The sequence below is a fragment of the Dyella sp. SG562 genome (genome assembly GCF_011759495.1).
GTDB classification, from domain to species: Bacteria; Pseudomonadota; Gammaproteobacteria; order Xanthomonadales; family Rhodanobacteraceae; genus Dyella_D; species Dyella_D marensis.
This window is the reverse complement of sequence record NZ_JAAOYS010000007.1, coordinates 215,362-229,209: the sequence shown is the minus strand read 5'-3', so window position 1 is coordinate 229,209 and position 13,848 is coordinate 215,362. Positions and strand designations below refer to the sequence as shown.

Below are 13,848 nucleotides of genomic sequence, written 5' to 3'. Positions count from 1 at the left end.
TGCGTGTAGCGATGGCAAAGGCGTCAAACCGGTGACGCTCATAGCCCAGGAGCCGAAGTGATCATCCAGCCAACCAGCCTTGCCGCATTGACCTGGGCCGGCGCCGCTTCCGGCGCCAGCGCGGACAGCTGGCGCGTCGGCGCCGTGCTGGCCGCGCGCACCCTGGGCTACAGCGAACAGGCCAAGCTGGTGCTGCAGATCGGTTCGCTCACGGTCGAGGCCGAACCGCCGGGCACTCAATTGCCCTCGCAGTTCCAGGTGCGCGTGCTGAGCCTGGGCGCGGAACCGAAGCTGGAAATTCTCGGCGGCCCGCCGCTGGACCAGGCCGTGAGCCGCGCCCTGCGCGAACGCCTGCCGCAGCAGAACGGCTACGCACCGCTGCTGGCCACGCTGGGCGCGCTGGCCCAGCGTCCGCTGCTGCGCCAGCTGCCGCCGCCGCTGCGCGCGGCGCTGGCCTTGCTGGAACACAGCATCCGCACGCCGGTGGAGATCGCGCATGCCGCCGGCCTGAAAGAAGCGGTGAAGCGCAGCGGCCTGTTCCTGGAATCCCAGCTCGCCCATCCGCAGACCGACCTGGGCGAGCTGGGCGAGGACGACTGGAAAGCCGCCCTGCTGCGCCTGGCCGCCACGCTGGATCGCGGCAGCCCGCCGCAACCGAACAGCGACCACGCCGAAACCGCTCCGCCGCTGGCGCAGCGCGGCCTGGTGGCGCAGCCGCGCGCGCCGATGCCCGAATCCGCCCAGCCCGGCGAAGTCGACAGCCTGCTGGTGCGCCTGCACGGCGAAGTGCATGCCGCGCTGGCGCGGCTGGAAGTGGCGCAGCTGGAGACCCAGGCCAGCGGCGCGTGGATGATCGAGATTCCGCTGCAGGGTGAAGGCGGTCAGGACATCCTGCAGTTGCAGATGACGCCGCATGAGGACGATCCGGAGCAGCCCACCTCGTGGGTGCTGGGCTTCGCCATCGACCTGCCGCGGCTGGGGCCGGTGCAGGGCGAGCTGCAGTTGCGCGGCCTGCGTCTTTCAGTGCGGCTGTGGGCGCAGCGGGCCGAGACGACGATACGTCTGGAGCGGCTGTTCGGCGATCTCAGCCATCAGCTCACGGCCAATGGCCTGCTGCTGGATCAGCTCACCTGCCAGACCGGCATGCCGCAGCCGCCGGGTTCGCGCAGCGCGGTGCTGCTGAAGGCGACCGCATGACGCAGGCCTTGCCTCCGCCGAGCCGCAAGGTGAGTTTGCGCGTGGCCGCGGGTGGGGCTGCGTCGCCTGCGTTGCCGCCGGAGGCGTTGGAGCAGTTGTTGGCGCGGGCGCGGGGGTTGGGGATTGCGTTGCATCATGATGCGCAGGTGGGGGCGTTGCTTGCTGCGCTTAAGTTGCGCGCCGATATTCCGGTGGAGTTGTATGCGGCTGCCGCGGCTGTCTTGAGCAGCGTTTATCGCGCTTCTGAGGAGGGGTGAGGCTGCGCCTCGCTTTGCTCGTCATCCTGGCGTAGGCCGGGATCCAGTTTCCGTATCGCTTGGTTTTCGCGTTATCGCGAATGGGCCGCTTATGCAGCGGGCATTCCGTGCGCCTGCCGGCGCCCGGGTCACTTTCTCTTTGCTGGCCCAAAGAGAAAGTAACCAAAGAGAAATGGCCTCAAGTCAAAGGCTCGCGACGCGACTAGAAGGAGCAGTGGGCGGCTGCGGTAACTTGATTAACCTGGGTCTACACGAAACGGCAGTGCGTTTACGTAGCGGGTGCTTCAACGTGCCGTGGCGAAGAGGATGTTCAAGGACCGAGGCCAGCTTTTGCTCTTCGCCCCTGCCTACCTCACCACTACACCCCTCTCCCCTCCGGGGAGAGGGCAGGGTGAGGGGTCGGGCGGAGCGTGGCGTTGAATCTCGTGGTGAAGTTCTCGCTGTTGGGCTGCGGCGAGTTTTGCTTACACGCTTTTCGGGAGCCCCCGATGGAAGCGCTGGGCGTTGATGGTCGAGAGTGTGGATGGCGCTGCTGCACTCGATCAGGCGCTCCGACTCATAGCCAATTGTCCTAAAAGCACGCTGGTGCGGTCGGCCTTATTGACGTCATCGCAATTTGCGATAATGTGTCTGGGCGGGCGCAACGTATGAGAGTCGTATCCAATCGGCGGCTGATGGAGTTTTCGGCCAGGCATCCCGATGCGCACGCTGCACTGCAGGCCTGGCGCAAGTTGATGGAGTCCACTGACTTCGGTGGTTTCGCGGATATCAAGCGAAGCTTCGGTTCTGTGGACGTGGTCGGCGGCAAGTACGCGTTCGATATTCGCGGCAATCGCTACCGATTGATCACAGGCGTCAGCTTCCAACTGCAGATCTGCTACATCAAGGCGGTTCTCACGCAGGCCGAATACGATCGAGGAACCTGGAAATGAACGCCCTGCTCGCCCCCGTCTTCGACGCCTGGGAAACCTTCCAGGAGATCTCCGGCGTACGCCATATCGAGACCGAAGCCGATTACACCGAGGCCACGGATCTCGCCGACGCCCTGCTGGACGACGGCGCCATGGACGAAGCCCATCCGCAGCATTCGCTGTTCATGGTGCTGAGCGACCTGATCTACGCCTACGACCAGACGCACTACCCCCAGCAGGGCGTAAGCGGCGTCGACATGCTGCGCTTCCTGATGGAACAACACGACCTGCGCCAGAACCAGCTGCCGGAAATCGGCACGCAAAGCGTAGTCTCCGAAATCCTCTCCGGCCGCCGCGACCTCACCGTCAACCACATCCGCGGCCTCTCCAAGCGTTTTGGCGTAAGTCCCGCGGCGTTCTTCTGATAAGCGCGAGCCACTTGCAGGTCACTGCCTTCAGGCTTTTGCGAGTGAAGTACAACCAGCGCAACGCTCCGCCCGCCCCCTCACCCTGCCCTCTCCCCGGAGGGGAGAGGGGTGAAGTCGTGAGGTAAGCAGGAACGAAGAGCAAAAGCCGGCCTCAGTCCTTGAACATCCTCTTCGCCACGGCACGTTGAAGCAGCCGCTACGTAAACGCACTGATGTTTCGTGTAGACCCAGGTTAATCAAGTTACCGCAACCGCCCACTGCTCCTTCTAGTCGCGTCGCGAGCCGTTGCTCTTAGGCCATTCTCTCTTTGGTTACTTTCTCTTTGGGCCAGCAAAGAGAAAGTGACCCGGGCGCCGGCAGGCGTCCGGAATGCCCGCTGCATAAGCGGCCAGTTAGCGGCCAGCGACAACCGAGCGATACCGTTACTGGATCCCGGCCTACGCCGGAATGACGAGTAGGAAGCCCCCCACCTCAGATCAGGCGACAGCCTCCAACCCCTCCGGCAAGCGGCAAAGCCGCCTCACATCCAACAACGCAACAAACCCACCCGCGCAAGGCGCCACCCCCTCCACCGGATCGTCCTCACGAACCACCCTCCCCGGCGGCGCCGCCACCACCTCCCCACTCACATCGAGCAGATCGCCAACGGCATCCACACGCAACCCGACAAGGTGCCCCTGGTGCGACAACACCACAATCCGCCTCCGCGCACTCTCGCCAGCATCAACCGGCAAGCCCAACCGCCGGCACCCATCCAGCACCGGCACAATGCGCCCGCGCAACTGGCGAATGCCAAGCAGATCCGCCGCCGCCCCCGGCACCGGCGTGATATCCCCATCGCGCACCACCTCGCTCACCTGCGTCAGCGGCGCCGCATACGGCTGCCCGGCCAGATGAAAGATCAGCCAGCCGCGTTCGGCGGGCGGCGCGGAAGCGCGGTCCTGATTCATGCGTAAGTCTCTTGATAAGTCATGGCGGCGCCCAACTCAGCCGTTCTCGGCAGGCGCAATCTGCACGGCGCGCAACTTAGCAGCCACCGGCAAACTTCCGGTCGGCACCGCGGGCACGGCGACCGCGGGCATCGCTTCCGGCAACACGGCATGTTCCGCCGGTGGCGCAACAACGTGCATGACCGGCGCCGGCGCATCCGGCGCGCTCGCCGGCGCGGCCTGCGCCACCGCCGGCTCCGCGCGATCGGCATCGCTGTAGAAGCGCGCCGGACCCTGCTGGTCGCCCAGCACCACCACCAGCACGCGGCGGTTGCGGTTGCGGCCTTCTTCGTTCGCATTGTCCGCGGCGGGGCGGTACTGCCCCCAGCCCATGATGCCGATGCGGTTCGGATCCACGCCATTGTCGGCGAACAGCCGCGCCACGCTCGCCGCACGCGCGGCGGACAGCTCCCAGTTCGACGGAAAGACCGAGGTATTGATCGGCTTGTCGTCGGTATAGCCTTCCACCCGCAGCGGATTGGGGAACGGCGACAGAATGCCGGCCACGCTGCGCAGCGTGGTGTCCGCCTCGGGCGACAGCCGCGCCACGCCGCTGGGGAACAGGATGTCGGTGCGGATCTCGATCTCCAGCCAGCTCTGCGTGCGGCGCACCACCACCAGGCTCCGGTCGATCAGCGGCTGCAGCGCGTGCTGCACTTCGTCCTGGATCTTCTGCAGGTTTTCCTGCGCATTCTCGCGCGTGGTCAGCGCGCCCTGGGTCATCTGCGGCGGCAGCGACTGGCTCGGCAGCGCCACGGCCAGGCGCGGGCGCAGCGACGGCGGCGTGGTGCTGGTGGAGCGCTTGGCCGGCACCGGCGCGGGCGCGGTCGCGCTGTTGGTCTGTACCGGCTGGATCTGCTTGTTGTTGCCGTTGAAGGCTTCGATGATCGACTCGGACATCACGCGGTACTTGCCCTCGTTCACCACCGACACCGCGTACATCACCACGAAGAACGCGAGCAGCAGCGTCATCAGGTCGGCGTAGGGGATCGCCCAGGCCTCGTGATTGACGTGGTCCTCGTGCTTCTTCTTCCTCATGTGAGGTAGCCCTGCAGGCGGCTTTCGATCTGGCGCGGGTTGTCGCCGCGGGCGATCGAGACCAGGCCTTCGATGATGATCTCGCGCATCTTGCCCTGCTTGTGGATCATGCCCTTCAGGCGCGAGGACATCGGCAGCATCAGCAGGTTGGCCAGCGCCACGCCGTAGATGGTGGCGACGAAAGCCGCGGCGATGCCGTGGCCCAGCTTGCTGGGGTCGGCCAGGTTCTGCATCACGGCCATCAGGCCCATCACGGCGCCGATGATGCCCATGGTCGGCGAGTAGATGCCGGCCTGCTCGAACACTTTCGCGCCGGCCAGGTCCTCGTGCTCGCGCGTGTCCTGCTCCACTTCCAGCACGCCGCGGATCGCTTCCGGCTCGCTGCCGTCGACCAGCAGCTGCAGGCCCTTGCGCACGAACGGATCCTGCTCGGACTCGATCTGCGGCTCCAGGCCGAGCAGGCCCTGGCGGCGCGAGATCTCGCTCCAGCCGATCACGCGGCTGATCAGATCGTTGGGCACGTGCCTGGGCGGCTTGTAGATCATCGGCAGCATGCCCATCGCATGCTTGAGCACCTTGCCCTGGGTCTGCACCAGCAGGGCGGCGATGGTGCCGGCAAAGACGATCACGAAGGCCGCGGGGTTCCACAGCGCTTCCACGCTGGAACCCTTGAGGATGGTGCCGAGGATCACGACCACGAAGGCCAGGATCGTGCCGACGATGCTAACCAGATCCATGTCAGACCACCGCTTCTAAGGTTGGGGATAGCCGCGGCGCCAGCTGCCACGGACCGCCTTCGCCGGCCAGGCCCGCCAGGTCCAGCACCAGGGCCAGGCGCCCGTCTCCGGTGATGGTCGCGCCGGCCACGCCGGCGGTGCCGGCGAACAGCGGGCCCAGCGGCTTGACCATCACGTCCTCGCGGCCGAGCACGTCGTGCACCAGGCAGCCCAGGCGCTGGTGGCCGATATGCAGCACCACCACGTGGCGGCCCGCCGTCGGCGCGGCCGCCGACCATGCGGCCAGGTCGCCCAGCGGCAGCGCGCGGTCGCGGTGCGCGGCGATCAGGCTGCCGTCGAGCAGGCGGTCCTGCCCGGCGGAGAGTTCGAACACTTCGTCCACGTTGCTCAGCGGCATCGCGAACAGGCGCGCGCCGACGCGCACCATCAGCACGCGCACGATCGCCAGCGTCAGCGGCACGGTCAGCTCAAGCTCGCTGCCCTGCCCCAGCTTCGAGCGCACCTGCAAGGTGCCGCCCAGTTCGGCCACGCGCGTCTTGACCACGTCCATGCCGACGCCGCGGCCGGAGATGTCGGACACCTGCGCGGCGGTGCTGAAGCCTGGGCGGAAAATCAATTCCAGGCATTCGGTCTCGGACAGGCGCGCGGCCTGCGCCGCGTCGATCACGCCCTTCTCCACCGCCTTGCGGCGCAGGATGTCCGGATCCATGCCGCGGCCGTCGTCGGCCACCACGATCACGATGCGCTCGCCGCGCTGGCTGGCCGCGAGGCGCACGCGGCCCTTGCGCGGCTTGCCGGCGCTTTCGCGAACGTCCGGCGTTTCCAGGCCGTGGTCGACCGCGTTGCGCAGCAGGTGAATCAGCGGATCGGCCAGCGCCTCGACCAGGCTGCGGTCCAGGTCGGTGTCCTCGCCTTCCAGCACCAGCTCGATCTCCTTGCCGAGCTGGCGGGCGAGATCGCGCACGATGCGCGGGAAGCGCTGGAACAAGCGGCCCACCGGCTGCATGCGCATGCCGAGCACGGCGCCCTGCAGTTCGTCGGCCACGCGATCGAGTTCGCCGGCCGCGGTGTTGAACGGTTCGTCGCCGCTGCTGGCAGCGAGGCTCAGCAATCGATTGCGCACCAGCACCAGTTCGCCGGCGCGGTTGACCAGCGCATCGAGGCGGCCGGTGTCCACGCGCACGGTGGCTTCCGGCGGCGGCGCGGCCTTTGCCGCGGCTTTGGCCGGCGCGGGCGCTGCGGCAGCCTTCGCCGCGGCGCCGGGTGCGGCGCCCTTGCCATGCAGGCTGTCGAGCAGCGCTTCGAATTCGCTGTCGTCGATGGTGCCGGCCGACGGCTGCACCGGCGCGCCGGGCGCCTTGCCCTTGCCGTGCAGGTTGTCCAGCAGGTTTTCGAATTCGGCGTCGTCGATCGTCTCGGACGCCGGCGGCTGCACCGGTGCGCCCGGCGCGCCGCCCATGCCGTAGAGACTGTCGAGCAGCGCCTCGAATTCGCTGTCGTCGATGGTGCCGCCCTCTTCCGCCGCCGGCGCGGGTGCCGGCACGGGGGCGGGCGCCGGAGCCGGCGCTCGTGCCGCATGCGGCTGCAGCCGCACCAGCAGCGCCGCGGGCGCCACCGGCATGTCGCCGGACGCGGCGAGCGCGGCCATCATCGCGTTGACCAGGTCCAGCGCTTCCAGCAATGCGTCCATCCGCGCCGCATCGATCAGCACGTGGCCGGCGCGCGCTTCGTTGAGCAGGTCCTCGGCGTGATGGCACAGCTGCACCATCGGGTCGATGCCGAGGAAGCCCGCGCCGCCTTTCACCGTGTGGAAGGCGCGGAACACCGCATTGAGCAGTTCGGCGTCGCGCGGCGCCTCCTCCAGCGCCACCAGCTGTTCGCCCAGGCGCTGCACCAGTTCCCCGGCCTCGACCAGGAAATCGTCGCGCAGCTCGCTGTCGAGTGACGGATCCATCGGAACCCCGCGCTCAGAAACCGAATTCGCTGAGCAGACGGTCCGCCTCGTCCTGGCTGTTCACCTTGGCCGCGGCCACCGGCGCTTCGCCGCCGGCCAGCGCGCCGGTGAGGCGCACCAGTTCCAGCAGCGAGGACTCCACGCTGCCGATAAAGGTGGACACTTTCTTGATGCGCTGGCCGGACAGGTCCTGCCACGACTGAGCCATCACCATGTCCGACAGCCCTTCGCGGCACTGCCCGGCAAACTGCCGCGCCTGCGTCGCCAGCTCCGCCGCTTCGCCACCGCCGGCCAGCACGGCATCGGCGCTGCTTTCCAGCGCGCTGGCCTGCGGGCGCATGCGCTCGGCGAAATCGATGCTGCGATGGGCGGCCTTGGCGCTCATCTCCAGCACGTCGTGCAGATGCTGGCGCGCGTCGGCCACGCTGCCGGGCACGCCTTCCTGGGCCAGCTCGCCGCCGAGGCGGCGCACGGCTTCGTGCAGGTCGCGGGCCAAGAGGCCCAGCGCGCGGAACAGGTGCTGCTCGCGCTGGCGCACCATGGTGTCCAGCGCCATCTCGAAGGCGGCGCCGTCGGGGCTGGCCAGCAGCTCCTGCACTTCCTGCGGCAACGCCGCGCTCATGGGGGTAATCATCACGGCGCTCATGCGCTTGCTCCTTGCGCGGCGAGCCGCTCGAAGATCTTGTCCAGCTTTTCCTTCAGCGTGACCGCGGTGAAGGGCTTGACGATGTAACCGTTCACGCCGGCCTGGGCGGCGGCGATGATCTGGTCGCGGTTGTTCTCGGCGGTGACCATCAGCACCGGCAGGCCTTTCAGCGCGGGCTCGGCGCGGATCGCGCGCAGCAGGTCGATGCCGGTCATGTTCGGCATGTTCCAGTCGGTCACCACCATGTCGAACGACTGCTGCTTGAGCACCGCCATGGCATTGACGCCGTCGTCGGCTTCCTGGATCAGCGCATTGGTGAAGCCCAGCTCCACCAGCAGGTTGCGCACGATGCGCCGCATGGTGGAGAAGTCGTCCACCACGAGGATTTTCATGTTCTTGTCCAACGTCGGCTCCAGGGGTCCTAGTGGGGTTTGAGGGGTGTGGTTCGGAGCTCAGCGCGTCGCCGCGGCCGCGGACTTCGTGCCGCCGCGGCGCCCGCCGCCGGCGCCCTTGGCGTCTTCGGCTTCGCGCCAACCGGTCATCCGCGCCCGCAACCGGATCAGCGCCTGCCCATGGATCTGGCACACCCGCGATTCCGTCACGCCGAGCACGGCGCCGATCTCCTTCAAATTCAGTTCCTGCTCGTAGTACAGCGACATCACCAGCTGCTCGCGCTCCGGCAACCCGCCGATCGCTTCCACCAGCGCCCCGCGCATGCCTTCCTGCTCGAAGCGGTCCTGCGGCCCCAGGCCTTCCTGGTCGGCCACGTCGAGCGCGGCGCCGTCCTCGTCGTCCTCCGGCGCGGAGAGGCTGAGCAGGCGCGCGCTGGCCGCGTCGGCCAGGATCTGGTGGTACTCCTGCGCGTCGATGCCCAGCCGCCGGATGACCTCGGCGTCGGTGGCGTCGGCGCCCGTTTCGTTCTCGATCTGGCGCACCACCTCCGACACTTCGCGCAACTTGCGGTGCACCGAGCGCGGCGTCCAATCGGTCTTGCGCAGCTCGTCCAGCATGGCGCCGCGGATGCGGATGCCCGCATAGGTCTCGAAGCTGGCCATGCGGTCGGTCGCATAGTTCCGCGCCGCTTCCAGCAGGCCGATCATGCCGGCCTGCACCAGGTCGTCCACGTCCACGCTGGGCGGCAGCCGGCCCATCAGGTGATAGGCGATACGGCGCACCAGCGGAGCGTGCCGGCGCACCATCTCCTCCGTGCTTTCGCGTTGCAGTTGCAGATATTCGGAAGCCACGCTCATCTCACACCCCCCTCGCGTACCGGGTCCGGCGCCATGGCGACCTGCCCTCCAAAAAAGGCGATGCGGTCGCGACCCGTGCGCAGGGGTTCTCCCCATGTATCGACCGCACCCGCCATTTGCTTGAATCCCCGTGCGGACCGGCTGGCCGGCCACAGATCCACCACCGCGCCCTGGCGGCGGATGGCCTGGCGCAGGTGTTCGTCGTAAGGAACCGCGCCCATGAAATCCAGCGCCACGTCCAGAAACCGGTCGCACACGCGGGCCAGCTTCTCGTACAGCTGCCGCGCCTCGCCGGCGTGGCGCACCATGTTGGCCACCACGTGGAAGCGCCGTACGCAGAAGTCGCGGCTGAGCACCTTGGTCAGCGCGTAGGCGTCGGTGAGCGAGGCCGGCTCGTCGCAGACCACCAGCACCACGTCGTCGGCCGCCGCGGCGAACATCACCACGTTGTCGGCCACGCCGGCGGCGGTGTCCACGATCAGGAATTCCGGCGGATCGGGCAGTTCGTCGAAGGCGCGGATCACCGCGGCGTGCTCGCGCGTATCCAGCTGGGCCAGGCGGCGCGCGCCGGAGCCGGCCGGGATCACCTTCAGCCCGTGCGGCGCCGGCAGCATCAATTCGCCGAGCGAGCAGCTGCCGTCCAGCAGGTGGCCGATATGCCGCGACGGCTGCAGGCCGAGCAGCACGTCCAGGTTGGCCAGGCCCAGGTCCGCATCCAGCAGCGCCACCTCGCGCCCGGCCATGGCCAGCGACATGCCGAGGTTCACCGCCACGGTGGACTTGCCCACGCCGCCCTTGCCGCCGGCCACGGCGATCGCGCGGCAGCGGCGCGGCGGAGCGGCGGGCAGCGAATGGCCCGCGCCTGCGGAGAGCGGGCGCACGTCATCGTTGCCGGAAGAATGAAAAGCCGAGAACAGATTGCTCAGGCCCCAGGCCTGGTCCATCGCCAGCGTGGTCATCGTGCACCCGCCACGGCCAGGCCGAAGCGCTCGGCCATATAGCCTTCGTCCACCGCCGGCGCATTGCCCTTGAGCACCTGCGCGGCGCGGCAGACCAGCACGCGCGCATCGGCGGTGGCGAGGTCTTCGGGCACGCGCTGGCCGTCGGTGGTGTAGTCCAGCGGCAGCCGGTGGCGGATCAGCGCGGACAGCGCGCCGCCCAGGCTGGGCGCTTCGTCGAGCTTGGTGAGGATGCACGCCTGCGGCTGCTGCGGCAGGAAGGCGCGCACCATGTCGTCGATCGCCTGTGCCTGCGCATTGGCGGCCAGCACCAGGCAGGTGCGCAGTTCGCCGGCGGCGCGCAGCAGTTGCATCTGCTGCTCCAGGCGCGGATCGCTGCCGGCCACGCCGGCGGTGTCGACCAGCACCACGCGGCGGCCGCGCAGCACGTCGAGCACTTCGCGCAGGCTTTCGGCATCGTGCGCGGGAAACACGCGGGTGCCGAGCAGGCGGCCGTAGTGCTCCAGCTGCGCGGCGGCGCCGATGCGGTAGTTGTCGGTGCTGACCAGGGCCACCTGCGAAGCGCCATGGCGCAGCACGGCGCGCGCGGCGAGCTTGGCGATGGTGGTGGTCTTGCCCACGCCGGTCGGTCCGACCAGGGCCACCACGCCGCCGCTGGCGGCGACGTCGTAGCCGGTGACGGCGAGGCTGCGGCTGAGCACGCCCAGCGGCAGATAGCGCGCCTGGTCGGCGCTGAGGCGGTCGGGCAGTTCGTCGGCGAGGCGGCGCGCCACGTCCGGCTCGATGCCGATGCGCGTCATGTCGCGCAGCACGCGGCCGCGCAGCGGATGGCGGCGCTGCAGGTCGTTCCATGCGAGCGAAGCCATCTGAGATTCCAGCAGTTCGCGCAGGCTGCCCAGCTCGGCGCGCATGCGCGCGGTGTCGAGCGCGGCCTGCTCCACCATCGGATGCAGCGGGGCCGGTTCGGCGGGTGCGGCGGCGGGTTCGGGTTTTGCCGCGGCGACCGGTGCGGCGGCGACGGGCGCGGCAACCGGCGCTACCGGTGCACGCTGCGCGGGCGCGGCAACGGGAGCCACCGGCGCGGGCGCCGGCGCACGCCGCGGCTTGGGCGGCAGCACCGGCGGTTCCGCCGCGCGCTCGCGCACGATGCGCACTTCGGTCGGCAACGGTTCGCCCGAGCGCGCGGCCTCGCGCACCAGGGACTCGTCATAGTCGACGGCGGCAATGATCTCCACGCCCTCGTCGAGACGGCGCGTGGAAAGAATGACCGCGTCGGGGCCTTGTTCCTCGCGCACTTCGCGCATGGCCTGGCGCATGTCCGCAGCTACGAAACGCTTGATCTTCATCGGTCGGTTCGATCCCTAGTTCCAGCGCCGGATCAGCGTCCCAGCGCCTGCACCAAACGCACCCGACGGTTGTCGGGCACCTCGTTGTAGGCCAGTACGTGCAGGTTCTGTGCCACGTGGCGGGTGAAGCGCGCGAGCCACGGCCGCAGCTGCGGCGCGACCAGCAGCACGGCCGGTTCGCCGCCCATTTCCTGGCGGCGCGCGGCGTCGGCGACGCCGCTCTGCAGGCGGTCGGCCAGGCCCGGTTCCACCGCGGCGCCCGCCACGCCGCCATTGGCCAGCGAACCGAGCAGGATCTGCTCCAGTTCCGGCGCCAGCGTGATGACCGGGATCTCGGTGCCCAGGCCGGCGATCTCCTGCACGATCTGGCGGCCCAGCGCCACGCGCACGGCGGCGGTGAGCGCGCCGGGATCCTGACTCTGGCCCGCGTGTTCCGCCAAGGATTCGACGATGGAACGCATGTTGCGGATCGGCACCCGCTCGGCCAGCAGGTTCTGCAGCACCTTCACCACCACGCCCAGCGACATGCGCTTGGGCACCAGGTCTTCCACCAGCTTCGGCGCGGCGGCGGCGAGGCGGTCCAGCAGCTGCTGCACGTCCTGGTGGCTGAGCAGTTCGTGCGCGTGGCCCTGCAGGATGTGCGACAGATGCGTGGCCACCACGGTGGCGGGGTCGACCACGGTGTAGCCCAGCGCCTGCGCGTTGTCGCGCTGGCCGGATTCGATCCACACCGCTTCCAGGCCGAAGGCCGGATCGCGCGTGGCGATGCCTTGCAAGCTGCCGTGCACGCGGCCGGGATTGATCGCCAGCAGGCGCTCGTTGTGCACCTCGGCCTCGCCCATCGGCACACCCATCAGGGTGATGCGATAGGTGTTGGGGCCCAGGTCGAGGTTGTCGCGAATGTGCACCGGCGGCACCAGGAAGCCCAGCTCCTGCGACAGCTTGCGGCGCACCGACTTGATCCGCCCCATCAGCTCGCCGCCCTGGTTCTTGTCCACCAGCGGGATCAGGCGATAACCCACTTCCAGGCCTACCGGATCGACGCCGGCGACATCTTCCCAGCCCAGCTCCAGGCGCTCGGCCGGCGCCGCGGCGGGCGCGGCTTCGGCGATGGCTTCCTCGGCCAGCCTGGCGCGCGTCTCGCGCTCGCGCTTGAGCATCATCCACGCGGAGCCGCCGCAGATCGCGCCCAGCAGCAGGAAGGCGATGTTCGGCATGCCGGGCACCAGGCCCATCACGCCCAGCACCACGCCAGCCACCGCCAGCGCGCGCGGCTGGCCGAACACCTGGCCGAGCACCTGCTTGCCCATGTCCTGGGCGCGCGAGACGCGGGTGACGATCACCGCGGTGGCGATCGACAGCATCAGCGCCGGCACCTGCGCGACCAGGCCGTCGCCGATGGTGAGCAAGGTATAGGTCTTGGCCGCGTCGCCGGCGCTGAGGCCGTGCTGCATCACGCCGACGAAGAAGCCGCCGACGATATTGATCACCAGGATCAGGATGCCCGCCGTGGCGTCGCCGCGCACGAACTTGGAGGCGCCGTCCATCGAGCCGTAGAAGTCCGCTTCCTCGCGCACTTCCTGGCGGCGCTCGCGCGCCTGTTCCTGAGTGAGCAGGCCGGCGTTGAGGTCGGCGTCGATCGCCATCTGCTTGCCGGGCATGGCGTCCAGGGTGAAGCGCGCGGTCACTTCGGACACGCGCGTGGCGCCCTTGGTCACCACCACGAAGTTGATGATGGTGAGGATGGCGAACACCACCAGGCCCACCGCGAAATTGCCGCCGATGACGAACTCGCCGAAGGCCTCGATCACCTTGCCCGCCGCGCCCGGGCCGTTATGCCCGTGCAGCAGCACCACGCGGGTGGAGGCGATGTTCAGCGCCAGGCGCAGCAGGGTGGCCATCAGCACCACGGTGGGAAACGCGGCGAATTCCAGCGGCCGCATCACGTAGATCACCGCCAGCAGGATCACCAGCGACAGCGCGATGTTGAAGCTGAACAGCATGTCCAGCAGGAACGGCGGCATCGGCAGCATCACCATCGCCAGCGCGGCCAGCATCACGATGGGCGCACCGGCCCCGCGGCGGGTGATCTGCTTGAAGGTGTCGAACGCGCTTGCGCTTGCGGCAGCCATGGAG

Annotated in this window: 14 protein-coding genes; 4 read left to right on the top strand and 10 right to left on the bottom strand. The window is 68.8% G+C overall.

The window, feature by feature from the left end; translation table 11 throughout:
- Window positions 1–57: 57 nt before the first annotated feature.
- The 4 genes from FHW84_RS14755 (at window position 58) to FHW84_RS14740 (ending at window position 2,790) form a co-directional block, all read left to right on the top strand.
- A complete protein-coding gene (locus tag FHW84_RS14755) occupies window positions 58–1,197 on the top strand; it encodes a flagellar hook-length control protein FliK (RefSeq protein ID WP_167256728.1) in 1,140 nt (379 codons plus the stop codon).
- Complete coding sequence (locus FHW84_RS14750; RefSeq protein WP_167256727.1) at window positions 1,194–1,454, top strand: flagellar biosynthesis protein; 261 nt, start codon at window positions 1,194–1,196, stop codon at window positions 1,452–1,454. Before FHW84_RS14755 ends, FHW84_RS14750 begins: the two co-directional genes overlap by 4 nt.
- A gap of 647 nt (window positions 1,455–2,101) precedes the next feature.
- Complete coding sequence (locus FHW84_RS14745) at window positions 2,102–2,386, top strand: type II toxin-antitoxin system HigB family toxin (RefSeq protein WP_167256726.1); 285 nt, start codon at window positions 2,102–2,104, stop codon at window positions 2,384–2,386.
- On the top strand, window positions 2,383–2,790 hold the full coding sequence (locus tag FHW84_RS14740) for a transcriptional regulator (protein ID WP_167256725.1): 408 nt from the start codon (window positions 2,383–2,385) through the stop codon (window positions 2,788–2,790). The genes FHW84_RS14745 and FHW84_RS14740 overlap by 4 nt, the downstream gene beginning before the upstream one ends.
- A gap of 479 nt (window positions 2,791–3,269) precedes the next feature.
- Here FHW84_RS14740 and FHW84_RS14735 read toward each other — a convergent pair whose 3' ends face one another.
- The 10 genes from FHW84_RS14735 to flhA are packed head-to-tail and all read right to left on the bottom strand — an operon-like array spanning window position 3,270 to window position 13,844.
- Window positions 3,270–3,743, bottom strand: coding sequence for a chemotaxis protein CheW (locus FHW84_RS14735; RefSeq protein WP_167256724.1), 474 nt, complete (start codon window positions 3,741–3,743; stop codon window positions 3,270–3,272).
- A gap of 36 nt (window positions 3,744–3,779) precedes the next feature.
- On the bottom strand, window positions 3,780–4,820 hold the full coding sequence (motD, locus tag FHW84_RS14730) for a flagellar motor protein MotD (protein WP_167256723.1): 1,041 nt from the start codon (window positions 4,818–4,820) through the stop codon (window positions 3,780–3,782).
- A complete protein-coding gene (locus FHW84_RS14725; protein ID WP_167256722.1) occupies window positions 4,817–5,557 on the bottom strand; it encodes a flagellar motor protein in 741 nt (246 codons plus the stop codon). Before FHW84_RS14725 ends, motD begins: the two co-directional genes overlap by 4 nt.
- Window position 5,558: 1 nt before the next feature.
- Window positions 5,559–7,511 carry a chemotaxis protein CheA gene (locus FHW84_RS14720; protein WP_167256721.1) on the bottom strand — a complete coding sequence of 651 codons (1,953 nt, stop codon included), beginning with the start codon at window positions 7,509–7,511 and terminating at the stop codon, window positions 5,559–5,561.
- 13 nt (window positions 7,512–7,524) lie between these two features.
- Complete coding sequence (locus FHW84_RS14715) at window positions 7,525–8,157, bottom strand: protein phosphatase CheZ (protein WP_167256720.1); 633 nt, start codon at window positions 8,155–8,157, stop codon at window positions 7,525–7,527.
- A complete protein-coding gene (gene cheY, locus FHW84_RS14710) occupies window positions 8,154–8,561 on the bottom strand; it encodes a chemotaxis response regulator CheY (protein WP_167256719.1) in 408 nt (135 codons plus the stop codon). Before cheY ends, FHW84_RS14715 begins: the two co-directional genes overlap by 4 nt.
- A 48-nt stretch (window positions 8,562–8,609) precedes the next feature.
- Window positions 8,610–9,407 carry an RNA polymerase sigma factor FliA gene (locus FHW84_RS14705; RefSeq protein ID WP_167256718.1) on the bottom strand — a complete coding sequence of 266 codons (798 nt, stop codon included), beginning with the start codon at window positions 9,405–9,407 and terminating at the stop codon, window positions 8,610–8,612.
- A complete protein-coding gene (locus tag FHW84_RS14700) occupies window positions 9,404–10,366 on the bottom strand; it encodes a MinD/ParA family protein (protein ID WP_243868124.1) in 963 nt (320 codons plus the stop codon). Before FHW84_RS14700 ends, FHW84_RS14705 begins: the two co-directional genes overlap by 4 nt.
- Complete coding sequence (flhF, locus tag FHW84_RS14695) at window positions 10,363–11,712, bottom strand: flagellar biosynthesis protein FlhF (protein WP_167256717.1); 1,350 nt, start codon at window positions 11,710–11,712, stop codon at window positions 10,363–10,365. Before flhF ends, FHW84_RS14700 begins: the two co-directional genes overlap by 4 nt.
- A 32-nt stretch (window positions 11,713–11,744) precedes the next feature.
- Window positions 11,745–13,844 carry a flagellar biosynthesis protein FlhA gene (flhA, locus tag FHW84_RS14690; protein ID WP_167256716.1) on the bottom strand — a complete coding sequence of 700 codons (2,100 nt, stop codon included), beginning with the start codon at window positions 13,842–13,844 and terminating at the stop codon, window positions 11,745–11,747.
- Between the last annotated feature and the right edge of the window lie 4 nt (window positions 13,845–13,848).

Coding starts and splice junctions, on each gene's coding strand:
- FHW84_RS14750 (WP_167256727.1), top strand. CDS start 1,194: ATGACGCAGGCCTTGCCTCCGCCGAGCCGCAAGGTGAGTTTGCGCGTG.
- FHW84_RS14745 (WP_167256726.1), top strand. CDS start 2,102: ATGAGAGTCGTATCCAATCGGCGGCTGATGGAGTTTTCGGCCAGGCAT.
- FHW84_RS14740 (WP_167256725.1), top strand. CDS start 2,383: ATGAACGCCCTGCTCGCCCCCGTCTTCGACGCCTGGGAAACCTTCCAG.
- FHW84_RS14735 (WP_167256724.1), bottom strand. CDS start 3,743: ATGAATCAGGACCGCGCTTCCGCGCCGCCCGCCGAACGCGGCTGGCTG.
- motD (WP_167256723.1), bottom strand. CDS start 4,820: ATGAGGAAGAAGAAGCACGAGGACCACGTCAATCACGAGGCCTGGGCG.
- FHW84_RS14725 (WP_167256722.1), bottom strand. CDS start 5,557: ATGGATCTGGTTAGCATCGTCGGCACGATCCTGGCCTTCGTGGTCGTG.
- FHW84_RS14720 (WP_167256721.1), bottom strand. CDS start 7,511: ATGGATCCGTCACTCGACAGCGAGCTGCGCGACGATTTCCTGGTCGAG.
- FHW84_RS14715 (WP_167256720.1), bottom strand. CDS start 8,157: ATGAGCGCCGTGATGATTACCCCCATGAGCGCGGCGTTGCCGCAGGAA.
- FHW84_RS14705 (WP_167256718.1), bottom strand. CDS start 9,407: ATGAGCGTGGCTTCCGAATATCTGCAACTGCAACGCGAAAGCACGGAG.
- FHW84_RS14700 (WP_243868124.1), bottom strand. CDS start 10,366: ATGACCACGCTGGCGATGGACCAGGCCTGGGGCCTGAGCAATCTGTTC.
- flhF (WP_167256717.1), bottom strand. CDS start 11,712: ATGAAGATCAAGCGTTTCGTAGCTGCGGACATGCGCCAGGCCATGCGC.
- flhA (WP_167256716.1), bottom strand. CDS start 13,844: ATGGCTGCCGCAAGCGCAAGCGCGTTCGACACCTTCAAGCAGATCACC.